Origin of the sequence: Arthrobacter sp. E44, from assembly GCF_041877125.1 — a bacterium.
GTDB lineage: Bacteria > Actinomycetota > Actinomycetes > Actinomycetales > Micrococcaceae > Arthrobacter.
The window spans coordinates 157,120-181,290 of the sequence record NZ_JBHDJA010000004.1; the positions used below are offsets into that span (position 1 = coordinate 157,120).

Genomic DNA, 24,171 nt, shown 5'->3' on the forward strand with positions numbered 1-24,171 from the left:
CAAGCGGGAGTACGGGCCGGAGCTGTTTGACGACAGGGTCCGGGCACCTGCCCGGCCCCGATATCCCCGGAATCACAGCATGCTTCCGGTACCGTGGCTACTATGGCCACACGTACTACTTCCGCGCCCAAAGGTACCGGCAGGGGCAGCTCCGGCAGCAAATCCGGGAGCTCCACCGGCCGCGGAACCGGCTCCACCGCCGGCAAGGCTGGGCGCGGCGGCTCATCCAGCACCGCACGCACCCGCCAGCTTCCCGCCGTCGAACACCACCAGCCCTGGCTGCTGCGGGTGGTGGGTGGAGCCTGGCTGGGAGTTGGGCATCTGGTGGGAGGGGGAGTGCGCCGCATCGGCCATGACGTCAGCGACCTCCCTGCCGAGGAACGCCGCGACGGCGCCGCCCTGTTCAACCTGGCATTGGGCATCTTCATTGCCACCTTCGCTTGGTGGGGCCTGACGGGCTGGTTCCCGGACGCAGTGTACGCCGTGGTGAATGGCACGTTCGGCTGGATCTCCCTGCTGCTTCCGCTCATGCTTTTCGTGTGCGCGTTCCGGCTGTTCCGCCAGCCCTCCGACGGACGGGGCAACAACCGGGTAGGCATCGGCTTCCTGATCATGGCGTTCGCGGGCTGCGGCCTGGCGCACATCCTGGGCGGCCAGCCCACCGTCGCCGATGGCTTCGACGGCCTGCGCAGAGCCGGCGGCATGCTCGGCTTCCTGGCTGCCGCGCCGCTGGCCGCCATCCATCCGGCCGTGCCCGTGCTCCTCTACGGCCTGCTGGCCTTCATTTCGCTGCTGATCCTCACCGCAACCCCGTTCACGGCCATCCCGCGGCGCCTTCGGGGAGCGTACGAACACCTCATGGGCATCGACCTGATGGACCAGGAAAACCCCGGCGACACGCACGACCGCAGCTACCTGGAACGGACGCGGCCTCCGGCCCCGAAGAAAAAGAAGCGCAGGCTTTTTGGCAAGGATGAGGAGTCCGACGCCGGCCTTGAGGGCTACGTGGGCGACGAGGCCTTTGAACATGCCGTCATTGACGACGACGAGCCGGAAACTGCCCGCCCGGCGCCCGGCGTGCGGCGGCCCACCCAGGCGGAAATCGCCGTCGAGAAGATCAAGGCAGCCCAGGGCCTGGGCGCCGGGGCGCCGGCGGCGCCCGCTTCTCCGGCGGAGAACGCCACGGAGGCCATCCCGCTGGTCATCCCCGGCGCCGCTGCCCCCGGCAAGGCTGCCGCCGCGCCCACCGTGCCTTCCAACCCTGTTGCGCCGGCGCCGCCGCCCGTGCCGATCCCGCAGCGCACCGAGCAGCTCTCGCTGGCGGGCGACGTCACGTACACCCTCCCGGCCTCGGACTTCCTGACGCCAGGTTCCATCCCCAAGGAGCGCACCGAAGCCAACGACGCCGTCGTTGCTGCCCTGACCGACACCCTGACGCAGTTCAACGTCGACGCTACGGTCACGGGATTCAGCCGCGGCCCCACCGTCACCCGGTACGAGATCGAGCTCTCGCCCGGCACCAAGGTGGAGCGCGTCACGGCGCTATCCAAGAACATCTCCTACGCCGTGGCGTCCAGCGATGTCCGGATCCTCAGCCCGATTCCCGGCAAGTCGGCCATCGGCATCGAGATCCCCAACACGGACCGCGAAACCGTCTCGCTCGGCGATGTGCTCCGCAGCCAGAACGCCCGTCGCACGGACCACCCGATGGTGATGGGCGTGGGCAAGGACGTGGAGGGCGGCTACGTGGTGGCCAACCTGGCTAAGATGCCGCACCTCCTGGTGGCCGGTGCCACCGGTGCCGGTAAGTCTTCCTTCGTGAACTCGATGATCACCTCCATCCTCATGCGGGCCACGCCGGATGAGGTCCGCATGGTCATGGTGGACCCCAAGCGCGTGGAACTGACTGCCTACGAAGGCGTCCCGCACCTGATCACGCCCATCATCACCAATCCCAAGAAGGCCGCCGAGGCACTGCAGTGGGTGGTCCGGGAGATGGACGCCCGCTACGACGACCTCGCCAACTATGGCTTCAAGCACATCGACGACTTCAACAAGGCGGTGCGTGCCGGGAAGGTCCAGCCGCCGGTGGACTCCAAGCGCGTCATTCGGCCGTACCCGTACCTGCTGGTCATCGTGGACGAACTCGCGGACCTCATGATGGTGGCCCCGCGCGACGTCGAGGACTCGATCGTCCGCATCACCCAGCTGGCCCGTGCCGCCGGCATCCACCTGGTGCTCGCCACCCAGCGTCCGTCCGTGGACGTGGTCACCGGCCTCATCAAGGCCAACGTGCCGTCCCGCATGGCGTTCGCCACGTCCTCCGTAACGGACTCCCGCGTGGTCCTTGACCAGCCCGGCGCCGAGAAGCTCATCGGCCAGGGTGACGCGCTCTTCCTGCCCATGGGCGCCTCCAAGGCAATGCGCGTCCAGGGCGCCTGGGTCACCGAGTCGGAGATCCACAAGGTGGTGGAGCACGTCAAGGGACAGCTCCAGGCCGTTTACCGGGACGACGTCGCCCCCGAGGCGGAAAAGAAGCAGATCGACGACGACATCGGGGACGACCTCGAGGTGCTGCTGCAGGCCACCGAACTCGTAGTCACCACGCAGTTCGGCTCCACCTCCATGCTGCAGCGCAAGCTGCGTGTCGGCTTCGCCAAGGCTGGCCGCCTCATGGACCTGCTCGAATCCAGGGGCGTGGTGGGTCCCTCCGAGGGGTCCAAGGCACGCGACGTGCTGGTCAAACCGGACGACCTCGCTGCCGTCCTGGCCGCCATGAAGGGCCAGGAGGCGCCGGCCACGGCGGACTCCCAGACCGCCGCGCTGAGCGACAACGCCAACGCCAACATTGCCCAGGGCGGCTACGCCGAAGACCTGGTGGCTGCGGACCTGGACAACAGGAAACAGAGCGTCGAATATTACGACGGCTCCGACTCCGCGCCAGGCGGGTACGGCGATGACGAGGACGGGTCGGAGGACGCATGGTCCCTCACCGGGCGTTAGCCCGGTAGCCTAGAAACGTGACTAGCACCGATGCAACCGCCGCCGGCCCAGGCCGTGCCGGGGTCTGGAACCTACCCAACGTCCTGACCATGATCCGCATCGCGCTGGTCCCGTTTTTCGTGTGGTTCCTCATAGCGGACGCCCCCGGGCTGCACAGCGAATCCGGGCCGTGGCGCTGGGCGGCGGTGGCAGCGTTCGCCGTCGCCATCTACACGGACAAGCTCGACGGCGACATCGCCAGGAGCCGTAACCTGGTCACCGACTTCGGCAAGATCGCCGACCCCATCGCCGACAAGCTCCTCACCGGTTCCGCGCTGGTGATGCTGTCCCTGCTGGGGGAGTTGCCCTGGTGGGCCACCCTTGTGATCCTGGTCCGGGAATGGGGCATCACAGCGCTGCGTTTCTTCGTGATCCGGTACGGCGTCATCCCTGCCTCCCGCGGCGGCAAGCTCAAGACCGTGGTGCAGACGGCGGCGATCTTCCTGTACCTCCTGCCGTTCGGACCGTTCGCACCGTGGATGTCGTGGGTTGCGTTCGCGGTCATGATGGCGGCCGTAGCCATCACACTGTGGACCGGCGTCGAATATGTCGTGGAGGCCCTGCGCCTCCGTGCGAAGGGCAAACGCCAGGCCGGGACCGTGCAGGGGCAGGAGCAGGCATGAGCAATCTTCACCATCTGGCCGGGGAGGCCGTCCGCCAGGCGCTTGAGTCCGGGCGGACCGTCGCTACGGCCGAATCGCTGACGGCGGGCATGGTGTCAGCGGTTCTCGCCGACACGCCCGGAGCATCCGGAATGTTGCAGGGCGGGGTGGTTGCCTACCAAAACTCCGTGAAGGACAAGGTGCTGCATGTCCCCGCCGATCTGCTGGCCCGCGTAGGGTCCGTTGACCCGGACGTCGCCCGCGCCATGGCAGCCGGGGCACGCACCGAACTCGGCGCCGACGTCGGACTTTCCACCACAGGGGTGGCAGGCCCCGATGCCCACGACGGCAAGCCGGTGGGGCGGGTTTACATCGGGATCTCCACCGCGGCCGGAACGTCGGCCTTCGAGTATTCCTTCACCGGCAACAGGCCGGACATCCGCGCCGCCGCCTGCGCCGCCGCCCTGGAAAGGCTTCTGGAGACACTGTCCGCCTGAGGCCGTGGCCGCCTAAGTTACCGGGCGTAAAGTTGCCGGGAACAAAAGCCGGTACCGATTAGTTATTACATTGTGTCGCTTCCGGAGAGCGGAGGCGCCTAGGATGAAATGACCAAGACGGTCCGCCAGGCGGTGGACCTGACCAATGAGGGAGCAAGGCGATACAGATGGTAAAGCAGCCCGTATCCGTAAACGGCGTTGTCCGCTGGAAGGATGTGGGCCTCGCCGAACAGGCTAAGAGCGAACAGAAGGAGCGCAAGATGGTAGTACTTCGTCACGAAATCGGTGATGTCCTGCGCGATGTCCGCCAGCGTCAGGGGCGTACGCTCCGTGAAGTTTCGCACAGCGCCCGCGTCTCCCTGGGATACCTCAGTGAAGTGGAGCGCGGCCAGAAGGAAGCATCGTCAGAGCTCCTGTCCTCGATTTGTTCGGCGCTGGATGTTCCGCTGTCGAGCATGCTCCGCGAGGTCAGTGACCGTGTGGCAGTAGCCGAAGGCGTCGCCGTTCCGGACACCGTCCCACAGGAATTCTCCCAGCGTTACGGCCGTGACCTCGAGCGCGACCTCAACACTGAACTGAACGACGAACTCTCCACGGGCCTCTTCTCCGGCGCCCGCTAAAGGCAGCCGGCGCCCGCAAGGGTCCGACGAACAGCAGGAAGCCCCCGGCCAGGCCGGGGGCTTCCTGCTGTCTCTTTTGGTTGTCCTCTTCGGCTATTGGTCCTGGGCCGATGCTGCACCAGCGGCTTCCCCGGGAAACCCATCACGCTCATATGTGGAGTTCAACTTGGCCATGTAGCGGCCGAGTTCCTGCAGGTCCTCCACCGGCCACTCGCGCAGCCGCTCCTGGAAGACCTGGCGCCGGGCGTCCTGGACCTGGTGCATTTTCTCCTCGCCCTTTGGCGTCAGGCGGATGGATTGTGCCCTGCGGTCCAGTGGGTCAGCCTCCTTGGACACCAGCCCCAGGCTTTCCAGGAACGCGATCTGGCGGCTGACTGAAGGCTTGCCCACCCCGATGTTCATGGCAAGCTCGGTGAGCCGGATGGGTCCCTCCCTCCGGATCACCGTCAGCAGCCCGTAGGCGGCAGGCTCCATATCCGGATGTACTTCGCGTGAAAGCTGGTTGGAAATGGCCCGGGCACGCCGCCAAAACAGGCTGATCTGGTGCTCAACATTCTGCAGCGCGGTGTCGGCGGCTTCTTCGCCTTCGTCGTGCCGTGGCGGGACATCCGGGGAGGTGCTCATGCCAATAATTCTATGGTCCACAATCATGAGAGGATTTACCGATGCGAATCAGCGAGTACTGGCGTCTCATGGATGACGAGTTCGGCGCGGGCTACTCCCGCGTGCTGAGCAGCACCCTGGTCCTTGCCGGGGTAGGCGGGCGCACCGCCGACCAAGCCCTCGCTGCCGGCGTGGAGCCCCGGAAGGTCTGGCTTGCCGTCTGCGACGTCCAGGACGTACCGGCAGAACGCCGGCTGGGACGGGACATCGCCCCGCGCCGGGACTAGCCCCAGTCCGGCCGGACACGCCGCAGAGGTTGCACTCTTCGAATACCTGTTCGGATAACGCTATGCTTTTTCTATTGGGTTTATCCACATAGCCGTCGTCCTCCGGCCGGAATGTCAGTGGGTCCCCTTAGCGTCAGAGATGACCAATAAATCGGCCGCGAAGGCCACCATCGAGAAAGCATTAGAGGTGTCAACCATGGCGGCAGCCCCGGATCGTGCAAAAGCGCTGGAAGCAGCGCTTGCCCAGATTGACAAGCAGTTCGGCAAGGGCTCGGTCATGCGCCTGGGCGACGAAGTCCGTGCCCCGATCGAAGTCATCCCCACCGGCTCCATCGCACTGGACGTCGCCCTTGGCATTGGCGGGCTCCCGCGCGGCCGCGTCATCGAGATCTACGGACCTGAGTCCTCCGGTAAGACCACCGTCGCCCTGCACGCCGTGGCAAATGCGCAGCGCGCCGGCGGCATCGCGGCCTTCATCGACGCCGAACACGCCCTGGATCCTGACTACGCCGCCAAACTCGGAGTGGACACGGACGCCCTCCTCGTCTCCCAGCCGGACACCGGTGAACAGGCCCTGGAAATCATGGACATGCTGGTGGGCTCCGGATCGCTGGACGTCATCGTCATCGACTCCGTTGCCGCCCTGGTGCCGCGCGCCGAAATCGAAGGCGACATGGGCGACAGCCACGTAGGCCTCCAGGCACGCCTCATGAGCCAGGCCCTGCGTAAGATCACCGGCCGCCTGAGCCAGACCAAGACCACCGCCATCTTCATCAACCAGTTGCGTGAAAAGATCGGCGTCTTCTTCGGTTCCCCCGAAACCACTACCGGTGGTAAAGCCCTGAAGTTCTACGCTTCGATCCGTATCGACGTCCGCCGGATCCAGACCCTCAAGGAAGGCGCCGATTCCGTCGGCAACCGGACCAAGGCCAAGATCGTCAAGAACAAGATGGCCCCGCCGTTCAAGGTTGCGGAGTTCGACATCATCTACGGCCAGGGCATCTCCCGCGAGGGCGGCATCATCGACATGGGCGTGGAGCACGGCATCATCAAGAAGTCCGGCTCCTGGTTCACCTATGACGGCGACCAGCTGGGCCAGGGCATGGAGAACTCGCGCCGGTTCCTGCGCGACAATCCTGAGCTCGCCGCCGAGCTCGAACGCCTCATCAAGGAAAAGCTCGGTGTCGGGGTCAAGCCCGCCGAAGACGACTCCAAGGATGCACCGAAGCTGAAAGCCGTCGACGGGTTCTAGCCCTTGGCTGGATCACGCTCACGGCGGTCCTCGTCCGGCGGCCCGTTGCCTGGGCCGCCGGACGACTTTGAGGTCCCTGAGGACCCGCAGTCCATTGACGCCGAACCGGACCCCTTCTCTGTCGCACAGGCCATCGTGTACCGGCAGCTCACTGCGACGCCCAAGAGCAGGCTGCAGCTCGCCCGGAAACTGGCAGAACGCAATATCCCCGAGCATATTGCCGAAGCGGTGCTGGACAAGTTCCAGGAAGTGCGCCTGATCAACGATGCCGAATTTGCGGACATGTGGGTCAGGAGCCGATCCCAGTCCCGCAAGCTGGCCAAGGGTGCGCTGCGGCGCGAACTCGCGGAGAAAGGCATCGACCAGGAAACCGCGGCCTCGGCCCTGGAGCAACTGACTGACGATGACGAGGAAGCCGCGGCCCGCGCCTTGGTTGAGCGCAAGCTCCGGCCCGGGACGGACGCCTCCGGCCCGGGGGAGCGGGACAAGGCGGTCCGGCGGCTGGCCTCCATGCTGGCCAGGAAGGGCTACCAGCCGTCCCAGGCGTTCCGGATCGTCAACGAGGTCCTCGATGCGCGGAAGGAAGCCGACGAAGGTCCGGTCCAAAGCCGGTACCCTTAACGGGTGAGTTTGACCATTCCTTCCCCCCAGCCCGGCGCCGCCCCTTCCGTCGACGCCGGGGCCGTTCCGCAGGCCGCAGCCCTGCAGCCACGCACCTACCAGGTCCGCACCTTCGGCTGCCAAATGAACGTCCACGATTCGGAGCGCATGGCCGGCATGCTCGAGGACGCGGGCTACGTCCCGGCGGAGGGTGACCAGGCCGACGTCGTGGTGTTCAACACGTGCGCGGTCAGGGAAAACGCTGACAACAAGCTTTACGGGAACCTGGGTATTCTCGCCCCGGTCAAGGCAGCCAACCCCGGTATGCAAATCGCCGTCGGCGGATGCCTGGCTCAGAAGGACCGCGAGACCATCCTCAAGAAGGCGCCATGGGTGGATGCCGTCTTTGGCACCCACAACGTCGGCGCCCTGCCTGCCCTCCTGGACCGGGCGCGGCACAATAATGAGGCGCAGCTGGAGATTCTCGAATCCTTGGACGTCTTCCCGTCCACACTGCCCACCAAACGCGACTCCGTTTACTCCGGCTGGGTGTCCATTTCCGTGGGATGCAACAACACCTGCACCTTTTGCATCGTGCCGGCGCTCCGCGGCAAGGAAAAAGACCGGCGGCCCGGGGACATCCTCGCTGAAATCCAGACATTGGTGGACGACGGCGCCATCGAGGTGACCCTGCTCGGCCAGAACGTCAACTCCTACGGAGTGGAGTTCGGCGACCGCCAGGCCTTCTCCAAGCTGCTGCGCGCCTGCGGTGAAATCGAGGGCCTTGAACGGGTCCGCTTCACCAGCCCGCACCCGGCAGCATTCACCGACGATGTCATCGACGCCATGGCGGAGACGCACAACGTGATGCCGCAGCTGCACATGCCGCTGCAGTCCGGCTCGGACCGCATCCTCAAAGCCATGAAGCGCTCCTACCGGTCCACCAAGTTCCTGGGCATCCTGGACAAGGTCCGGGAAAGGATTCCGCACGCAGCCATCTCCACGGACATCATCGTGGGGTTCCCCGGCGAGACTGAAGAGGACTTCCAGGCAACGCTGGACGTCGTGGAGCAGTCGCGCTTCGCCACTGCCTTCACGTTCCAGTATTCAAAGCGCCCGGGAACCCCCGCAGCCGACCTCCCCGACCAGTTGCCCAAGGCTGTGGTCCAGGAGCGCTTCGAACGGCTCACCGCCCTGCAGGACCGCATCGCCGCAGAGGAGAACCGGAAACAGCTGGGCCGGAGGCTCGAGGTCATGGTCACGGCGCAGTCCGGCCGCAAGTCGGAGGAGACCCACAGATTGTCCGGCCGCTCCCAGGACCAGCGGCTGGTGCATTTCTCGGTTCCCGAGGGTGCACCCGCTCCCCGACCGGGAGACCTGGTCACCGTTACCATCACCGAGGCCGCGGCGTTCCACCTGGTGGCCGATCCCACGCTCGAGGACTACAGCCTGCGCCGGTCCCGGGCAGGGGATGCCTGGGACAGGTCGCAGGCAGACTCCTGCGGAGCGCCGGCTCCCGGTTCCCCGCAGGGACGGAAGGGCGTCTCCCTCGGTATGCCCTCGCTGCCGCTGCGCACCCGCTGACAGGTGGCTGCCCCGCCCGTTATCGCCGTCGTCGGTCCCACCGGCTCCGGCAAGTCCGACCTTGCTGTCAGCCTTGCCCTGGAACTGGATGGCGAGGTCATTAACGCCGACGCCATGCAGTTCTACCGCGGCATGGACATCGGCACGGCAAAGATCACGGCGGATGAACGCAAAGGCGTTCCGCACCATCTCCTGGATATCCTGGACGTGACCCAGGAGGCCAGCGTCTCCGACTTCCAGCAGCAGGCCCGGGCGGCCATCGCGGACGTCCACGCCCGCGGCAAGCGCGCGATCCTGGCCGGCGGCTCCGGGCTGTACGTCCGCGCCGCCCTGGACGTCCTGGAGTTCCCGGGCACAGACCCAGCTGTGCGCGCCCGCCTGGAAGCGGAGCATACCCAGGTCGGAACGCAGGAGCTCCTGGCCCGGCTGAAGAGCGCGGATCCGGTCTCCGCCGACAGGGTCTCGGATGCCCGGCGGATCATCCGTGCGCTGGAGGTCCACGAGCTCACCGGGCGCCCTTTCAGTTCCTTCATGCCCCGCCGGGAGTACTACCAGCCGGCCGTCCAGGTGGGCCTTGGCGTAGACCGGGAGGTACTTCGTGAGCGCCTGGCAGAACGGGTGCACCGAATGGTGGACGCCGGCCTGCTCGAGGAGGTTCGGCGGCTCGACGCTTTGGGCCTGCGCCAGGGCAAGACCGCTTCCCGTGCACTGGGCTATTCGCAGTTTTTGCGGGTCATTGATGGCACCTCCGCCGTCGAGGATGCCGCGGAGGAAACCATCGTGGCCACCCGCCAGTTCGCCCGGCGGCAATTGACTTGGTTCCGCGCCGATCCCCGGATCACGTGGCTGGACTGGCAGGATCCGGAGCTCGTGGGCAAGGCTGCGGAGCTGAGCCGCTAGAAAAGGCGGGGCGAGCCTTGCCCTGACGGTACCTCCCGGCTGCTGCCGTTTAAGCACTGTGCTTTTAGGACCGTGGTTTCAGCACCAGACGTGTGCGCCGCTACGCTTGGGACCATGAATGCAACCCCCGCAGAAACCTTCGGACCCGCCCTGCGCACACTGAGCGGGCTCCGCTTCTCCAAGGGGCATGGCACCGGTAATGACTTCGTCCTGGTCGCCGATCCCGACGGGACGCACGCCATCGGCGCGGACCAGGCCGCCGCGCTCTGCGACCGCCACCGCGGCATTGGGGCGGATGGGCTGATCAGGGCCGTGCCGTCCCGGTTCCTGCCCGAAGGCCGTGAACTGCTAACCGATTCCCCGAACGCGGAATGGTTCATGGACTACCGCAACGCGGACGGTTCGTTGTCCGAAATGTGCGGTAACGGGGTCCGGGTGTTCGTCCACTTCCTGCGCACCGAGGGCCTGATCGACCTGCCCGACGGCGGATCGCTCACCATTGGCACGCGCGGCGGCGTGAAGACGGTGGTCCGCACCGGGGACGGGTACGCAGTGGACATGGGGCCGTGGGAGTTCATTTTCCCCGGGGAGGCCACTGCCAAGGCCATGGATTCGCTGGTCACCGCCGACGGGCTGGAAGTTGCGCGGCCCGCGTTGTCCGTGAGCATGGGGAATCCGCACACGGTGGTTGCCCTCGCGGAACTTTCCGAACTGGCCGGCACCAGGCTCTTCACCGCGCCGAAGGTGGACCCCGTACCGCCGAACGGGACCAACGTGGAGTTCGTGGTTCCCGCGGAGCCGCTGGTCCATGAGGGAGTAGGTTCGGTTACCATGCGGGTGCATGAGCGCGGGGTGGGGGAGACCCAGTCCTGCGGGACGGGCGCCTGTGCTGCGGCCGTCGCCATCCGGCATTGGGCCGGGGCTGAAGCTCCCGATGCTTGGCGCGTCCACGTTCCCGGAGGTGTGGTGGGCGTGAAGTTCTTTGCCGGCCCCGGCGGCCACGAGCATGTGGAACTCAGCGGCCCCGCCGTTATTGTGGCGAGCGGGACACTTTCGTAACCTTGAGGATCCGGAAGGACTTGGACGTTGACTCCCGCGTCACGGTGAAAGAATCGTCCAGCTCCGCCGCCAACCAGCGCTGGAGCGAATCCGAACCCAGATTCTTCTGCACCACCAGCCATGCCGTCCCGCCGTCAGCCAGGCGGGGCAGCCAGAGCTTGAGCAGGGCGTGCAGCTCGTCCTTGCCAATCCTGATCGGCGGATTGGACCAGATGGTGTCGAAGCGGACGCTGGGGTCCACCTCCTGCGGCGTGCTGGCGACGACGTTGGCCAGTCCCAGCGCGGCGGCATTTTCGTTGGTCAGGGCGATGCAGCGTTCGTTGACGTCCACCGCGTAGACCTTGGACTGGGGAGCCAGCAGGGCCATGGTCAGTGCAACGGGACCCCAACCGCAGCCGATGTCCAGGAGGTTGCCCTGGGGGTTCGGATCAGGAACCTCGGCCAGGAGCACGGCAGTGCCCTTGTCGACCCCATCCGGACTGAAGATGCCTGTGGACGTGTGGAGCCTGCGCGGCTTCCCGGCCAGCTCAACCGTGAGCGGCTTGCGGGTGAAGGGGCCGGCGGGGGACGTGCTGAAATAGTGTGCTGACTCCATAACTCGCCAGAGTAGTTCCCCTGGCAGCGTAAAGGGAAACTGTGCTGCGGCCCCTCTGCTACGCTTGAACGCATGTTCCTGATCTTCGAGTAGCCGGCACGGGCCATGCCCGTCCCGACGCCTGTCCTCCAGCGACAGTCCGTTCCGCAGCGACGCAGGCTCCACGCCTTCCGCTTGCGCGCCGGCCAGACCACTGGGTCTGCCCGGCCGCCGGACGATACCGAACGTCAGCATCCCGCGCACGTCCCGCCACTCTCCGGCCTTTTCCGCCCTGCCGCCGTTTCAGCGCGGCATTCCCAGCCCGGCATCGCAGCCGGTGCAGACCACCAGGAGAACCATGACCGCAGGCCGTCAGCCCAGCGCGAATACTTTCCAACTTCCGCCCAATCAGCACTATTCTGGAATTGCCGAATCTTCAAAGGAGACCATGACCAGCCAGCCCAATACCGGTTCCGATCCAGCCGCCCAGGACATGAGTCCGCAGGAGATCCAGGCTGTCATCGACCGGATCCTCGCCAAGGACGTACCGGCCAAAAATGTCAGCACGCCCCGCGGTGAGGGCAGCGGAGATGGAAAAGCGGTGCTCGGCAGGGCACAGGCCATTTCCCGCCTGGACGAAGAGCATTCAACCTACGACGGCGACCAGCAGGACCTTGAGGAGCGGCGCGCCCTGCGCCGGCGCGCAGGGCTGTCCACCGAGCTTGAGGACGTCACCGAGGTTGAGTACCGCCAGCTGCGCCTGGAGCGCGTGGTCCTGGCCGGGCTCTGGTCCGAGGGCACCCTTGCCGACGCCGAAAACTCCCTGCGCGAGCTGGCCGCCCTTGCCGAGACTGCGGGCTCGGAGGTCCTCGACGGGCTGGTCCAGCGCCGCGACAAGCCGGACCCCGGAACCTTCCTGGGCTCGGGCAAGGCGCAGGAGCTGAAGGACATTGTGATATCCACAGGCGCGGATACCGTGGTGGTGGACGCCGAACTGGCACCTTCGCAGCGGCGCGCCCTGGAGGACATCGTCAAGGTCAAGGTCATCGACCGGACCGCCCTGATCCTGGATATCTTCGCCCAGCATGCCAAGAGCCGCGAGGGCAAGGCGCAGGTGGAGCTCGCACAGCTGGAATACCTGCTTCCCCGCCTGCGTGGCTGGGGCGAGTCGATGTCCCGCCAGGCCGGTGGCCAGGTGGGTGGCGCCGCCGCCGGCATGGGCTCCCGTGGCCCCGGTGAAACCAAGATCGAACTGGACCGGCGACGCATCCGTACCCGCATGGCCAAGCTGCGGCGCGAAATCGCCGCGATGAAGCCCGCGCGGGAGACCAAGCGGGCCAACCGCCGTCGTAATGAAGTGCCCTCCGTTGCCATCGCCGGGTACACCAACGCCGGCAAGTCGTCCCTGCTCAACCGGCTCACCGACGCCGGCGTCCTCGTGGAGAACGCCCTGTTCGCCACCCTGGATCCCACCGTGCGCAAGGCGGAAACCGCCGATGGCCTGGGCTACACCTTGGCGGATACCGTGGGATTCGTCCGTTCGCTGCCAACCCAGCTGGTGGAGGCCTTCCGCTCCACGCTCGAGGAAGTGGCGGACGCCGACCTGATCCTGCACGTGGTGGACGCCTCGCACCCTGACCCGGAAGGCCAGATTGCTGCCGTCCGGAAGGTCTTCAGCGAAGTTGACGCCCGGAAGGTGCCGGAGATCATCGTGCTGAACAAGGCTGACGCCGCCGACCCCTTCGTAGTGGAGCGGCTGAGGCAGCGCGAACCGCGCCATGTGGTGGTCTCAGCCCGCACGGGCGAGGGGATCCCGGAACTGCTGAAGGTCATCAGCGAATCCATTCCCCGGCCTTCGGTCAAGATGGAATTGCTCATCCCGTACGAGCGCGGCGACCTGATCAGCAAGCTTCACGAGTCCGACGCCGAGATCCTCAGCCTGGACCACGTGGAGGCCGGCACCAGGGCTGCCGTCATGGTCCGGGAGGGCCTGGCGTCCGAACTGGAACCCTTCACCGTCAATGGGTGACCCCGCGGCGGACGAAGCCGCGCAGACGGCCGGTGAGCAGTTCGTCATCGAACTGCTTGACCGGGCCGTCGCAGGCATGGGCGGTCAAAGCCGCACCGGACAGCATCAAATGGCCCTGCAGGTGGCCCGCGCCATCGAAACCGGCAACCACCTGCTGGTCCAGGCCGGCACCGGCACCGGTAAGTCGCTTGCCTACCTGGTGCCGCTGATCGCCCATGCCCTGGAAAGCAACAAGCCTGCTTTGGTCTCCACAGCCACGCTTGCCCTGCAAACCCAGATCGTCGGCAGGGACCTGCCCCGTCTGCTGAAGAACATCACCCCGGCACTGGAACGGCCCGTCAAGGTTGCCTTGGTCAAGGGCCGCTCCAACTACGTCTGCCGCCACAAGCTCGAAGGCGGTTTCCCCTCCGAAGAGCCCTCCGAAGGCCAGCTTTTCTCGCTTGGCGAGGACACCAGCGTGCCGCACTTCGCAGCGTCCGTGGGCGGCCCCTCCTCCCAGCTTGGCAAGGAAGTGGTCCGTCTCCGGGAGTGGGCGGAGAAAACGGCCACGGGTGACCGGGATGAACTGCTCCCGGGCGTGACCGACCGCGCCTGGCGGCAGGTCTCCGTGACGTCCATGGAGTGCCTGGGTGCCCAGAAGTGCCCGATGGCTGCCGAGTGCTTCAGCGAGCTCGCCCGGCAGGACGCTGCCGAAGCGGACGTGGTGGTGACCAACCACGCCATGCTCGCCGTCAGCGCATTCGAAGGACTTGCCGTCCTGCCCGAGTACGACGTCGTGGTGGTGGACGAAGCGCACGAACTCCAGGACCGGGTCACCGGAGCAGTGTCCGGCCAGCTGTCCGTCGCGATGGTCCACGCCGCCGCTGCCGGTGCCCGGAAACACACCGCCATCACCGTTGATGCCCTCAATGCCGCAGCGGCCAACCTTGAGCTGGCCCTCGCCGGCGCACCCAGCGGCCTGCTTCCCAACGGCCTGAACGATGAACAGCTGGACTGCGTGGACCAGCTCCGTGAGGCCTGCCGGGCTGCACTGTCCGATTCCAAAGGGGACAGCAACACCACTGCCGACGGCGGCCGGCAGCTGGCCAGGTCCCGCCTCATGCTCATCCTGGAACTGTGCGAGCGTCTGGTCGCCGCCAGGGAAAACCGGGAAGTCGTGTGGTTCTCCCGCGCCAGCACCTTTGACCCCGGCCAGGGCTACTCGCCGCCGGACGAGACTGCGCCGGTGCTGATCAACATCGCCCCATTGTCCGTCGCCGGGCGGCTGCGGGAAGGGCTCTTTGCCGACCACACCGTCGTGCTGACTTCCGCCACCCTGGCCATCGGTTCCGCTTTTGAACCTGCTGCAGGAGGACTGGGCCTTCTTGGCGACGGCGCCCCCAGCTGGACCGGCGTGGACGTCGGCTCGCCCTTCGACTACCCCAAGCAGGGCATCCTCTATGTGGCCGGGCACCTGCCCAAGCCCGGCCGCGGGGTGTCTCCGGAGGCTCTGGAGGAACTGGAAGCCCTGATTAAGGCGTCCGGCGGGGGAGCCCTTTGCCTGTTTTCCTCACGCCGGGCTGCCGAGGAGGCCGCAGACGCCCTGCGGCCCAAACTGGACGTGACCGTCCTGTGCCAAGGGGAGTCGACCATGACCGCCCTGGTCAAACAGTTCGCCGATGAGCCGGACACCTGCCTTTTCGGAACCATGTCCCTGTGGCAGGGAGTCGACGTGCCGGGCGGCTCCTGCCGGCTGGTGGTGATTGACCGTATTCCGTTCCCGCGGCCGGACGATCCACTGATGACGGCGCGTTCCCGGGCCGTGGCACAGGCCGGCGGCAACGGCTTCATGTCCGTATCAGCCACCCACGCGGCCATCCGCCTGGCCCAGGGCGCCGGGCGGTTGATCAGGTCAACCGGGGATAAGGGCGTTGTGGCCGTGCTGGACTCCCGGTTGGCAACCGAGCGCTACGCCGGGTTCCTGCGGGCTGCCCTGCCGCCGTTTTGGGCCACCACGGACCGCAGCAAGGCGCTGGCAGCCCTCACCAGGCTGGGGGCGGACGCAGTCCGGTAGCCTCCTGACGACGCACCGCGGAGCTCCAGGGGCACAGCGCGCCCCTGGAGTGCCTCCGCCGGGCCCAGGACGGCCCGGACGGATTCCTGCAGCGCGGGCCGGTGCTTGTGACGGGAGGGAGCGCGCTAGAGCGAACGCAGGACCGAGACGACTTTGCCCATGATGGTGGCATGGTCGCCCAGGATGGGTTCGTACTGCGTGTTCTGGGGGAGCAGCCAGGTATGGCCGTCGCGCTGGCGGAAGGTCTTGACGGTCGCTTCGTCGTCGAGCAGCGCAGCAACGATGTCCCCGTTGGCTGCGTCAGCCTGGCGCCGGACCACCACCCAGTCACCGTCACAAATGGCGGCGTCCACCATGGAGTCGCCGGCCACCCGCAGCATGAAGAGTTCGCCCTGGCCCACCAACTGGCGGGGGAGCGGCATGACATCCTCAACAAGCTGCTCCGCGAGGATGGGACCGCCTGCAGCGATCCGGCCCACCAGGGGAACCATTGCGGTATCGAGCGCGGTGGGCAGCTCGGTCACTGAGGCGCCTCCGCCGGCGGGTTGCGTCGCAGGGGAGTCGCCTGCGGCCTTGCGGGTACCCCCGTCCAGCGTGAGGGGCATCAGCACTTCCATGGCGCGGGGCCGCTTGGGATCGCGACGCAGGTAACCGAGTTTTTCCAGCTGGGAGAGCTGGTGGGTCACGCTGGACAGGCTTGCCAGTCCGACGGTGTCGCCGATCTCGCGCATGGAGGGCGGGTACCCGTTCTCATTGACGGAGCGCTGTATGGTTTCGAGGATTTTCTTTTGCCGGGGCGTCAAGCCTTTGGCGGTCCTCTTGGTTTGCGGGGCGGTCCTGCCCCCGGCGGCTGCTGCTGCCATATTCGCCAATGCCTTTCGCTTGCCGCCGGATCTTCCGCCCCGGTGCTGGCTTGCACGCACCGCCGGAAGGACTCCCACTGTCATTGTCAGACCCTGCTGTTCAACTTCAGGGGTGGTTGTTCTTTGGTTTCAAAGCTAGGCCAGCCACATTGCTTTTTCAAACATTTGTTCTAGCGAGTCTCGACATTGTTCGTTGATAGGTGCTAAAACTTAACAAGCAAAGTTCGAACATGTGTTCTAACCAGCGCACGCCCTATTCGAAAACGTGGCCGGAGGAAGTTCCGGACCGTCGTCTGATGGTCGGGGCGGCCTCGGGGGAACACCCGGGCAGCACGGCAGGTCCAGGAGGGCTCAGTTCATGTCAGCTTCATATCGTCACCACGTTTCACCGTCGTCCGCGCCCCTGCGGCTTACCCGGCGGGGGCGGATCGTCCTGATCGGCGTTCCGCTGGTACTCGTCGCTGTTTTCCTGCTGTCGCTGTCGGGGTTCTTCAACTCGCCCGCCAAGGCCTCAGACTCCGCCGCGGATTTGGCGGTGACACCGACTGTCACGGTTACCGTGCAGCCGGGCCAGTCACTGTGGACCATCGCCGGAGCTGTTGATCCGAACCGGGACGCCCGGGACGTGGTGGCAGACATCGTCCAGCTCAACAACCTCAGCGCCGGCTCAGTCCTGCCCGGGCAGCAACTGTTTGTCCCAACACACTGAAGCCCGCTGTCCACTCCAGGCATGGCGCCGGAGAAGCGGGATGTGGCACGCTGAGGGCGAACAGGAACCGTCACATTTTCCGGTCGTTGCTGCGGCAACTAAACTGTTCAGGTGAACGACCAGCTAGAGCGTCTGAACCGGCTTCCCCTCCGCAGCAACCTTCGCGGGCTCACCCCTTATGGGGCGCCCCAACTGGACGTCCCCATTCTCCTGAACGTCAATGAGAACACCCATGGCGTCCCCGCCGATGTGCGCGCCGCCATTTCCGCCGCAGTCACGGAGGCTGCCGCAGGCCTGAACCGCTACCCTGACCGGGAGTTCACTGCACTCCGGAAAGCCTTGGCGGAGTACCTCGGGCATGGGCTTGACGAAAACAACGTATGGGCAGCCAATGGCTCCAATGAGGTCCTGCAGCAGATCCTCCAGGCTTTCGGAGGCCCGGGCCGCACCGCCCTGGGCTTTCCACCCACGTACTCCATGTACCCCCTGCTGGCCAGCGGGACCGACACGCAGTACATCACCGGGGAGCGCTCCGAGGGCTACGACCTGAGCGCAGAGTCGGCCGCACGGCAGGTCAAGGAACTGCAGCCGAACATCGTGTTCCTCTGCTCGCCCAACAATCCCACGGGAACCGGGCTCGGTCTGGATGTCGTGGAGGCTGTCTACGAGGCCGGGGAGGACAGCCAGGCGATCGTGATCGTGGACGAGGCTTACCACGAGTTCGCGCACGACGGAACCCCCAGCGCGCTGACCCTGCTTCCCGGCCGGGAGCGGCTGATCGTGTCCCGCACCATGAGCAAGGCATTTGCCCTGGCCGGCGCCCGGCTTGGTTACATGGCCGCCGCGCCGGAGGTCACCGACGCCCTGCGGTTGGTGCGCCTTCCGTACCACCTCTCGGCCATCACCCAGGCCACTGCGCTTGCCGCCCTCGAACACCGCGAGGCCCTTATGGCGGACGTCCAGGACATCAAGGCCCAGCGGGACCGGATCGTGGCGGAACTGACACGGATGGGCCTGACGCCCGCGGCCTCCGACTCCAATTACGTGTTCTTCGGCGGCCTGGAAAACCCCCACCAGGTCTGGCAGGAACTGCTGGACGCCGGTGTGCTGATCCGTGACGTCGGCATCCCCGGCCACCTTCGGGTTACTGCGGGCACTGAGGCGGAAACCACAGCCTTCCTCACGTCCCTGGAACGCATCCTTGCGGGCCAGGCCGCGCTTCCCGCCTAGACTTATAGTGCGGCGCCGGCGCCTTGAACCACTTCTTCTCCCACAAAGGATCCTTTCACCATGAGTCCAACCGGATTGAATACGGCTGCGGCCAGGACCGCCCGCATGGAGCGTGCCACCAGCGAGTCCTCCGTCCTCGTGGAGATCAACCTCGACGGAACCGGAGTGTCGGATATCGATACCTCGGTGCCGTTTTACGACCACATGCTGACTGCCCTGTGCAAGCACTCCCTGATCGACATGACGGTCAAGGCCACCGGCGACACCCACATCGACGTCCACCACACCGTGGAGGACGTTGCCATCACCTTCGGCGAGGTCCTGCGCACTGCCCTGGGCAACAAGGCGGGAATCCGACGTTTCGGTGAGGCCACTGTGCCGCTTGATGAAGCGCTTGCCAACGCGGTAGTGGATGTCTCCGGCCGCCCCTACCTGGTGCACGGCGGCGAGCCGGCAGGCCAGGAGTACCACCTGATCGGCGGCCACTTCACTGGCTCCCTGACCCGCCACGTCTTCGAAGCCATCACGCTGCACGCCGGCATCTGCCTGCACATGACCGTATTGGCCGGCCGGGACCCGCACCACATCGTCGAGGCGCAGTTCAAAGCCTTCGCCCGTGCCCTGCGCGCCGCCGTCGAACGGGATCCCCGCGTCGAGGGCATCCCGTCCACCAAGGGCGCACTGTGAGCGGCCAGGTCCTCAAGGACGGGGCCATCATCGACCCCTCCGCCTCACGCAAGCTGCCTTCACCCGAGGGCAAGCCAACTGTCACGGTTCTGGACTACGGTTCCGGGAACGTTCGGTCAGCGGTCCGCGCACTGGAACGTGCCGGCGCGGAAGTGATCCTGAGTTCCAAGCCGGAGGACGTGCTGAACGCGGACGGACTGGTGGTGCCCGGCGTCGGCGCTTTCGAGACGGTGATGCGCGAACTCAAGGCCGTGGACGGCATCCGGCTCATCGGCAGGCGCGTTGCCGGCGGCCGCCCGGTGCTGGGCATTTGCGTAGGCCTCCAAGTCCTGTTCGAGGCCGGCGTGGAGCACGGCACCGAAGCCGAAGGCATCGGTGAGTGGCCCGGAAAGGTGGAGGCCCTTCCCGCGGAAGTCGTCCCCCACATGGGCTGGAACACCGTCCAGGTCCCCGAAGGCTCCAAGCTCTTTGCCGGCGTCGAAAACGAGCGCTTCTACTTCGTGCACTCCTACGGCGTGCAGGAATGGAACTTCGACGTGATCCAGCCCCGGATGGCTCCGCCGATGGTCACCTGGTCCGAGCACGGCGCTCCCTTCATTGCGGCCGTGGAAAACGGCCCGCTCTGCGCCACCCAGTTCCACCCCGAAAAATCAGGAGACGCCGGTGCGCGTCTGCTGCGTAACTGGGTGGAAGGCCTGCGCAAACCAGCCAATGACGAATCCAGTTCCGGAGCAGCATCAGCCGACCCCGGCAGCGGCGCATAGATGTGGTCCGTACTACTGATGGGGCTCGCCGGCATCCTGATCGGTGGCGGCATCTCCTTCCGGCAGCAGCGCAAGCCGCTGTGGACCCAGGTGGCGTTCTATGTCCTGGCCGCCATGGCGCTGCTCGCCGCCTACCTGCTCACACTGCCGGCCAGCTGAGTACCCACCGGAGGGTGGGCCGCCCTGGGGAGTCCGCCCGGCACATCAGCAACGGCACGCCCCAAGCCCGCCCAATTTCCAGCCAATCGCCCTGAGCCCGAGAACCAACACCGAGGATGAGTATGACCACCGCACATGACCTGCCGGTACTTGAACTGCTGCCCGCCGTCGACGTCGTCAACGGCCAGGCCGTGCGGCTGGTCCAGGGCGAGGCCGGGAGCGAGACCAGCTACGGCACCCCCCTTGAAGCGGCACTCAACTGGCAGCAGCAGGGTGCCGAGTGGGTCCACCTGGTGGACCTGGATGCCGCTTTCGGGCGCGGATCCAACGCCGACCTGCTCCGCGAGGTGGTGGGCCGGCTGGACATCAAGGTGGAGCTCTCCGGCGGCCTCCGTGACGACGAGACGCTCGAAGCAGCCCTTGACCTGGGGGTCGCCCGGGTCAACCTTGGCACCGCAGCACTGGAGAACCCCGAGTGGACCGCCCGGGCCATCGAGCGCTTCGGCGACAGAATTGCCGTGGGGCTCGATGTCCGCGGCACGACCCTTGCGGGCCGCGGCTGGACCAAGGAAGGCGGGGACCTGTGGGACGTCCTGGGCCGCCTCGAAGAGGCCGGCTGCGCCCGGTACGTGGTGACCGACGTGACCAAGGACGGCACGCTGCAGGGACCGAACGTGGAACTCCTGCGCCAGATGGTGGAGAAGACCGGAAAGCCGGTGGTGGCCTCCGGCGGAATCTCCAGCCTGGACGACCTCAGGGTCCTCCGCTCGCTGGTCCCCCTGGGCGTGGAAGGCGCCATCGTGGGCAAGGCCCTGTACTCGGGAGCCTTCACGCTTCCGGAGGCCCTCGACGTCGCCGGCCGGCGCTAGGTCCGGGGCGCACTTAAGCCATGTCCAACGTCGAGGAACCGGAACGCCCTGCAGTCCGCCGGCTGCCCGGACATATTGCCGCAGCGCTGGCCGGTGCCGGCGGCGCCACGGATTCTGCGGGCCAGCCGTGGGCGGGGCGGAGCCTCGCCGGCGACGACGCCAAAATCCATAACTTCGAGGACGACGACGGCACGGCCGACGCCGGCTACGTCGCCGCGGTCGCGGCGCTCCGTGAGGGACGGGGCGGTGAAGAAGCAGTCGTTTCCTCGCTGGCAACTGCGCGGGTCTTCATCCCGATCGTGGCGCAGTTGGCTGAGGAGCAAGAGACCGCTCACGGCCTGCACGCCGACAAGCAGGCGGACATGGCCCTGGTGACGCTCAAGGCAGCTGACGGGAGGACCGCGCTGCCGGCATTCACCTCGGCCGCCGCGCTGTCGGCATGGCATCCGGAGGCCAGGCCGGTAGCCGTCTACGCCGCCCGGGCGGCGCTCTCGGCAGTCGCGGAAGGAGCCGAACTCCTGGTCCTGGACCCGGGCGCCGACGTGACGTTCGTGGTGCGCAGGCCCGGCGTTTGGGCCCTCGCCAAGCAGCATGACTGGATCCCCTCCTACAGCGACGAGGAGCTCGCAGCCGAAATGGGCCGCGCGGCCTCCGGCTTTGCCGCCATTCGCCGGCTCGAGCTCCTGCCCGGCGGGGGAGTGGCCGCAAGGGCGGCCGACGGATCAGTACTCCCGGGTGGCGGTACGGGGCCGGAACTGCAGGTGGTGCTGTACCTCGAGGACGGCCTGGACGCCGCCGGTGTCCAGCAACTGGTAGCCGGCCTGCAGGCGGAGTGGTCGCGGAATGTATTGTTTGGGGAGCGCGTCGATTCGCTTGAGATCAAACTAAGGCGCGCTTCCGACTAGCCGCCAGCCGGATGGGGGATCCCCCCGGGGATTGCGGCGCACCCTGAAGGACCGCATTCGTGAATTTTGCTCTCTACCGGGAGTTGCTCGCCATCCGGCCTATCCGCCGGCTGCTGCTGGTGGGCATGGTTGCCCGGATCCCGCACTCGGCCGCCGGCGTCCTGCTCACCCTGCACATCGTCCTTACCCTGGGCCAAGGCTATGCCGCGGCCGGCGCTGCCGCGGCGGTCATGACCATCGGCATCGCCCTCGGAGCGCCCTGGCGTGGGCGGCGTGTGGACACGGTGGGGCTGCGCACGGCGCTCATCCCGTCGGTGATCTCAGAAACCGTGATCTGGGCTGTGGTGCCGCATGTGTCCTACCAATGGCTCCTTCCGCTGGTCTTCGTGGGCGGCCTGCTCACGCTGCCCATCTTCAGCGTGGTCCGGCAGTCCCTTGGTGTCCTGGCCGAGGGCGACCAGCGCCGCACCGCCTTCGCCCTCGATGCCATCACCACCGAAATGGTGTTCATGATCGGCCCGGCCGCCGGTGCGGTTGTAGCTACCAGCGGCTTCACCACTGCCGGCCTCACGGTCGTGGGCGTGGCGACGTCCCTTGCCGGGCTGTTCCTCATGTGGTTCAACCCGCCCACCCGCAGCCAGGGACTGACAGTCGAATGCGCGGAGGATGAGCAGCACGCCGCCGAAGTAGCGGTCGTGTCCACGGCTCCGGCCCATGTACAGGAAGCCGCCGCGGAGCTGGCCCCCGCCGGAGCTGCCACCAGCGCCGCACAGGGCCTGAGGAGAAGGCTGGCGGGCGGCTTCTCATGGTTCACAGCCACGGTCGCGGCACTCTTCGCCGTGGCCGCCGGCGCCGGAATGGTCCTCAGCGGCACCGACGTCGGCATCGTCGCAGCGCTGGAAATCGGCGGACACCAACGTGAAATCGGCATCGTGTTCGTCTTCTGGTGCGCCGCTTCGGTGGTGGGCGGCTTGATTTACGGCGCCATGCACCGGCCCATCCCGCCGATCTTCCTGCTGCTGGGCATGGCCGCCCTGACCCTGCCCATGGCTTTCGCGCACGACACCTGGACGCTGGCCTTCGTCTCCGTCCTGCCGGGCCTGCTGTGCGCCCCCGTGCTCTCCGCAGCCTCCGAAAAGGTGGCGGACCTGGTGTCGGAGGAGCGGCGCGGGGAGGCCATGGGCTGGTACGGATCGGCCCTGACCGCCGGCGTTGCCCTGGGTTCCCCGCTGGCCGGAGTTTTCATCGATGCCATGGGGCCTTCCGGGGGTTTCGTGTCCGTCGGCGCCGCGGGCGTGGTGCTGTGCCTGGTGGGCCTGGCGCTCCAACAGCGCCGTCGCAGGGCTGTTGCCTGAGCAGTGCCCTTTTATCGAATGCTGCGCAGTTGTCCTTTTGGCCCCTCCAAACGGCAGTTACGGAGCAATGGGTGGTGTTAAAGCGCGACGGCGGGACGACCTTCAAGAGGCCGTCCCGCCGTCGGGCGTTGCTTGGGGGAGTTCTTCCTTAGTTCACTGCCCCGGTGTACTTTTCACCGGGGCCCTTGCCCGGAGCGTCCGGAATCAGCGACTCTTCGCGGAAGGCCAGCTGGAGGGAACGCAGGCCGTCGCGCAAGGGACCGGCGTGCTGGGAGCCGATTTCGGGGGCGGCGGCGGTGACCAGGCCGGCCAGTGCCGTGATCAACTTCCGGGCCTCGTCCAGGTCCTTCAACTCGGCTGCGTTGTCTTCCTCGGCCAGGCCAAGCTTTACCGCGGCGGCGCTCATCAGGTGAACTGCGGCCGTGGTGATGACCTCGATGGCGGGAACTTCCGAGATGTCCCGGATCTGTTGGGAAACGTCTGCGCCTGCGTCGCCGGGCTCGAAGACGTACGAATTACTGTCTGAGGTGCTCATACTGGTAAGCTTGACACAGACCGACTGGATGTCGTTATTTCAGGGATTGTCCCAAACAATCAGGTTCCCACAGCGTTTTCGGGCGTTGGCGGGAATTTTTTCTGTAGAATGGCATGCAGTTTGCAAGCGGAGTTCTCTCCCACCCGCGTCAGCCGCTGTCCCAGGCGTTCCATTGGAACGTGCAGGGGACGCAAGGTTGCCGGGTACCTGGTTGGGCATGGGCCGGCATTTGCCGGGACTGTGCATGTGCGGCCCCTTCACGGGGTTGCTTAGCCAACCTCTTTGAGGCCTTCGATTGCTCCGGCAATTGGGGGCCTTCTCTATTTGCCGGAAACAACAACAAACACAGGAGCTTTAACATTAGCGAGCCAAGAATCAATGAGCGTATCCGCG

General features: G+C 66.5%; 24 protein-coding genes. 20 read left to right on the plus strand and 4 right to left on the minus strand.

Translation table 11 applies throughout. The annotated features are described in order from the left end of the window. Nucleotides 1-102 precede the first annotated feature (102 nt). From ACETK3_RS05810 to ACETK3_RS05825, 4 genes are all read left to right on the plus strand, one after another. Nucleotides 103-3,003, plus strand: coding sequence for a DNA translocase FtsK (locus tag ACETK3_RS05810; protein WP_237430212.1), 2,901 nt, complete (start codon nucleotides 103-105; stop codon nucleotides 3,001-3,003). Nucleotides 3,004-3,020: 17 nt separating this feature from the next. After that, nucleotides 3,021-3,665, plus strand: a complete 645-nt coding sequence (pgsA, locus tag ACETK3_RS05815; protein ID WP_236801931.1) for a CDP-diacylglycerol--glycerol-3-phosphate 3-phosphatidyltransferase — start codon at nucleotides 3,021-3,023, stop codon at nucleotides 3,663-3,665. Beyond that, entirely contained in the window at nucleotides 3,662-4,141 is a 480-nt protein-coding gene (locus ACETK3_RS05820; RefSeq protein WP_236821746.1) for a CinA family protein, read from the plus strand. Before pgsA ends, ACETK3_RS05820 begins: the two co-directional genes overlap by 4 nt. Nucleotides 4,142-4,308: 167 nt before the next feature. Continuing rightward, nucleotides 4,309-4,761 (plus strand): helix-turn-helix domain-containing protein, encoded by a 453-nt coding sequence (locus ACETK3_RS05825; RefSeq protein ID WP_236801933.1) that lies wholly within the window; start codon nucleotides 4,309-4,311, stop codon nucleotides 4,759-4,761. A 93-nt stretch (nucleotides 4,762-4,854) separates the two neighbouring features. On the opposite strand, the gene ACETK3_RS05830 is transcribed toward ACETK3_RS05825, so the two are convergent. Beyond that, entirely contained in the window at nucleotides 4,855-5,385 is a 531-nt protein-coding gene (locus ACETK3_RS05830) for a MarR family winged helix-turn-helix transcriptional regulator (RefSeq protein ID WP_236821747.1), read from the minus strand. 41 nt (nucleotides 5,386-5,426) lie between these two features. Between ACETK3_RS05830 and ACETK3_RS05835 the strand changes: the two genes are divergently transcribed. The 6 genes from ACETK3_RS05835 to dapF all read left to right on the plus strand — a co-directional run bounded on the left by ACETK3_RS05835 (nucleotide 5,427) and on the right by dapF (nucleotide 11,046). Next, nucleotides 5,427-5,651 (plus strand): DUF3046 domain-containing protein, encoded by a 225-nt coding sequence (locus ACETK3_RS05835; RefSeq protein ID WP_141940786.1) that lies wholly within the window; start codon nucleotides 5,427-5,429, stop codon nucleotides 5,649-5,651. Between the two features lie 196 nt (nucleotides 5,652-5,847). Continuing rightward, nucleotides 5,848-6,903 (plus strand): recombinase RecA, encoded by a 1,056-nt coding sequence (recA, locus tag ACETK3_RS05840; RefSeq protein ID WP_236802823.1) that lies wholly within the window; start codon nucleotides 5,848-5,850, stop codon nucleotides 6,901-6,903. Nucleotides 6,904-6,996: 93 nt separating this feature from the next. Beyond that, a complete protein-coding gene (locus tag ACETK3_RS05845; protein WP_373992672.1) occupies nucleotides 6,997-7,524 on the plus strand; it encodes a regulatory protein RecX in 528 nt (175 codons plus the stop codon). A gap of 3 nt (nucleotides 7,525-7,527) precedes the next feature. Further along, nucleotides 7,528-9,087 (plus strand): tRNA (N6-isopentenyl adenosine(37)-C2)-methylthiotransferase MiaB, encoded by a 1,560-nt coding sequence (miaB, locus tag ACETK3_RS05850; RefSeq protein ID WP_373992643.1) that lies wholly within the window; start codon nucleotides 7,528-7,530, stop codon nucleotides 9,085-9,087. 3 nt (nucleotides 9,088-9,090) lie between these two features. Next, on the plus strand, nucleotides 9,091-9,987 hold the full coding sequence (miaA, locus tag ACETK3_RS05855) for a tRNA (adenosine(37)-N6)-dimethylallyltransferase MiaA (RefSeq protein ID WP_373992644.1): 897 nt from the start codon (nucleotides 9,091-9,093) through the stop codon (nucleotides 9,985-9,987). A gap of 114 nt (nucleotides 9,988-10,101) precedes the next feature. Then, nucleotides 10,102-11,046 (plus strand): diaminopimelate epimerase, encoded by a 945-nt coding sequence (gene dapF, locus ACETK3_RS05860; RefSeq protein WP_373992645.1) that lies wholly within the window; start codon nucleotides 10,102-10,104, stop codon nucleotides 11,044-11,046. On the opposite strand, the gene ACETK3_RS05865 is transcribed toward dapF, so the two are convergent. Beyond that, entirely contained in the window at nucleotides 11,018-11,641 is a 624-nt protein-coding gene (locus tag ACETK3_RS05865; RefSeq protein WP_373992646.1) for a class I SAM-dependent methyltransferase, read from the minus strand. The genes dapF and ACETK3_RS05865 overlap by 29 nt on opposite strands. Nucleotides 11,642-12,068: 427 nt before the next feature. On the opposite strand from ACETK3_RS05865, the gene hflX reads away from it, so the two are divergent. Together hflX and ACETK3_RS05875 are read left to right on the plus strand one after the other, a co-directional pair. After that, nucleotides 12,069-13,649, plus strand: coding sequence for a GTPase HflX (gene hflX / locus ACETK3_RS05870; RefSeq protein ID WP_236821751.1), 1,581 nt, complete (start codon nucleotides 12,069-12,071; stop codon nucleotides 13,647-13,649). Then, the gene (locus ACETK3_RS05875; RefSeq protein WP_373992647.1) at nucleotides 13,642-15,702 is read left to right on the plus strand and encodes an ATP-dependent DNA helicase; all 2,061 of its coding nucleotides are present in this window, start codon (nucleotides 13,642-13,644) and stop codon (nucleotides 15,700-15,702) included. Before hflX ends, ACETK3_RS05875 begins: the two co-directional genes overlap by 8 nt. A gap of 125 nt (nucleotides 15,703-15,827) precedes the next feature. On the opposite strand, the gene lexA is transcribed toward ACETK3_RS05875, so the two are convergent. Then, complete coding sequence (gene lexA, locus ACETK3_RS05880; RefSeq protein ID WP_373992648.1) at nucleotides 15,828-16,565, minus strand: transcriptional repressor LexA; 738 nt, start codon at nucleotides 16,563-16,565, stop codon at nucleotides 15,828-15,830. Nucleotides 16,566-16,923: 358 nt separating this feature from the next. Here lexA and ACETK3_RS05885 point away from each other — a divergent pair, with 358 nt between their 5' ends. From ACETK3_RS05885 to ACETK3_RS05920, 8 genes are all read left to right on the plus strand, one after another. Then, nucleotides 16,924-17,274, plus strand: a complete 351-nt coding sequence (locus ACETK3_RS05885; protein ID WP_373992649.1) for a LysM peptidoglycan-binding domain-containing protein — start codon at nucleotides 16,924-16,926, stop codon at nucleotides 17,272-17,274. 111 nt (nucleotides 17,275-17,385) lie between these two features. Then, complete coding sequence (locus ACETK3_RS05890) at nucleotides 17,386-18,504, plus strand: histidinol-phosphate transaminase (protein ID WP_236821753.1); 1,119 nt, start codon at nucleotides 17,386-17,388, stop codon at nucleotides 18,502-18,504. 60 nt (nucleotides 18,505-18,564) lie between these two features. Further along, the gene (hisB, locus tag ACETK3_RS05895) at nucleotides 18,565-19,191 is read left to right on the plus strand and encodes an imidazoleglycerol-phosphate dehydratase HisB (protein WP_373992650.1); all 627 of its coding nucleotides are present in this window, start codon (nucleotides 18,565-18,567) and stop codon (nucleotides 19,189-19,191) included. Beyond that, nucleotides 19,188-19,955, plus strand: coding sequence for an imidazole glycerol phosphate synthase subunit HisH (gene hisH, locus ACETK3_RS05900; RefSeq protein ID WP_236801944.1), 768 nt, complete (start codon nucleotides 19,188-19,190; stop codon nucleotides 19,953-19,955). The genes hisB and hisH overlap by 4 nt, the downstream gene beginning before the upstream one ends. Further along, entirely contained in the window at nucleotides 19,956-20,114 is a 159-nt protein-coding gene (locus ACETK3_RS05905) for a hypothetical protein (RefSeq protein WP_167562184.1), read from the plus strand. Nucleotides 20,115-20,236: 122 nt separating this feature from the next. Continuing rightward, nucleotides 20,237-20,983, plus strand: a complete 747-nt coding sequence (gene priA / locus ACETK3_RS05910; protein ID WP_373992651.1) for a bifunctional 1-(5-phosphoribosyl)-5-((5-phosphoribosylamino)methylideneamino)imidazole-4-carboxamide isomerase/phosphoribosylanthranilate isomerase PriA — start codon at nucleotides 20,237-20,239, stop codon at nucleotides 20,981-20,983. Nucleotides 20,984-21,003: 20 nt separating this feature from the next. Beyond that, nucleotides 21,004-21,888 (plus strand): SseB family protein, encoded by an 885-nt coding sequence (locus tag ACETK3_RS05915; RefSeq protein ID WP_236801946.1) that lies wholly within the window; start codon nucleotides 21,004-21,006, stop codon nucleotides 21,886-21,888. Between the two features lie 59 nt (nucleotides 21,889-21,947). Then, a complete protein-coding gene (locus ACETK3_RS05920) occupies nucleotides 21,948-23,243 on the plus strand; it encodes an MFS transporter (RefSeq protein WP_373992652.1) in 1,296 nt (431 codons plus the stop codon). Nucleotides 23,244-23,391: 148 nt separating this feature from the next. Here the strand turns inward: ACETK3_RS05920 and ACETK3_RS05925 are convergent, their stop codons facing one another. After that, entirely contained in the window at nucleotides 23,392-23,778 is a 387-nt protein-coding gene (locus ACETK3_RS05925) for a DUF1844 domain-containing protein (protein WP_236801948.1), read from the minus strand. Between the last annotated feature and the right edge of the window lie 393 nt (nucleotides 23,779-24,171).

Coding starts and splice junctions, on each gene's coding strand:
- ACETK3_RS05810 (WP_237430212.1), top strand. CDS start 103: ATGGCCACACGTACTACTTCCGCGCCCAAAGGTACCGGCAGGGGCAGC.
- ACETK3_RS05820 (WP_236821746.1), top strand. CDS start 3,662: ATGAGCAATCTTCACCATCTGGCCGGGGAGGCCGTCCGCCAGGCGCTT.
- ACETK3_RS05825 (WP_236801933.1), top strand. CDS start 4,309: ATGGTAAAGCAGCCCGTATCCGTAAACGGCGTTGTCCGCTGGAAGGAT.
- ACETK3_RS05830 (WP_236821747.1), bottom strand. CDS start 5,385: ATGAGCACCTCCCCGGATGTCCCGCCACGGCACGACGAAGGCGAAGAA.
- ACETK3_RS05835 (WP_141940786.1), top strand. CDS start 5,427: ATGCGAATCAGCGAGTACTGGCGTCTCATGGATGACGAGTTCGGCGCG.
- recA (WP_236802823.1), top strand. CDS start 5,848: ATGGCGGCAGCCCCGGATCGTGCAAAAGCGCTGGAAGCAGCGCTTGCC.
- dapF (WP_373992645.1), top strand. CDS start 10,102: ATGAATGCAACCCCCGCAGAAACCTTCGGACCCGCCCTGCGCACACTG.
- ACETK3_RS05865 (WP_373992646.1), bottom strand. CDS start 11,641: ATGGAGTCAGCACACTATTTCAGCACGTCCCCCGCCGGCCCCTTCACC.
- hflX (WP_236821751.1), top strand. CDS start 12,069: ATGACCAGCCAGCCCAATACCGGTTCCGATCCAGCCGCCCAGGACATG.
- ACETK3_RS05875 (WP_373992647.1), top strand. CDS start 13,642: ATGGGTGACCCCGCGGCGGACGAAGCCGCGCAGACGGCCGGTGAGCAG.
- lexA (WP_373992648.1), bottom strand. CDS start 16,565: ATGGCAGCAGCAGCCGCCGGGGGCAGGACCGCCCCGCAAACCAAGAGG.
- ACETK3_RS05885 (WP_373992649.1), top strand. CDS start 16,924: ATGTCAGCTTCATATCGTCACCACGTTTCACCGTCGTCCGCGCCCCTG.
- hisB (WP_373992650.1), top strand. CDS start 18,565: ATGAGTCCAACCGGATTGAATACGGCTGCGGCCAGGACCGCCCGCATG.
- ACETK3_RS05905 (WP_167562184.1), top strand. CDS start 19,956: ATGTGGTCCGTACTACTGATGGGGCTCGCCGGCATCCTGATCGGTGGC.
- priA (WP_373992651.1), top strand. CDS start 20,237: ATGACCACCGCACATGACCTGCCGGTACTTGAACTGCTGCCCGCCGTC.
- ACETK3_RS05915 (WP_236801946.1), top strand. CDS start 21,004: ATGTCCAACGTCGAGGAACCGGAACGCCCTGCAGTCCGCCGGCTGCCC.
- ACETK3_RS05925 (WP_236801948.1), bottom strand. CDS start 23,778: ATGAGCACCTCAGACAGTAATTCGTACGTCTTCGAGCCCGGCGACGCA.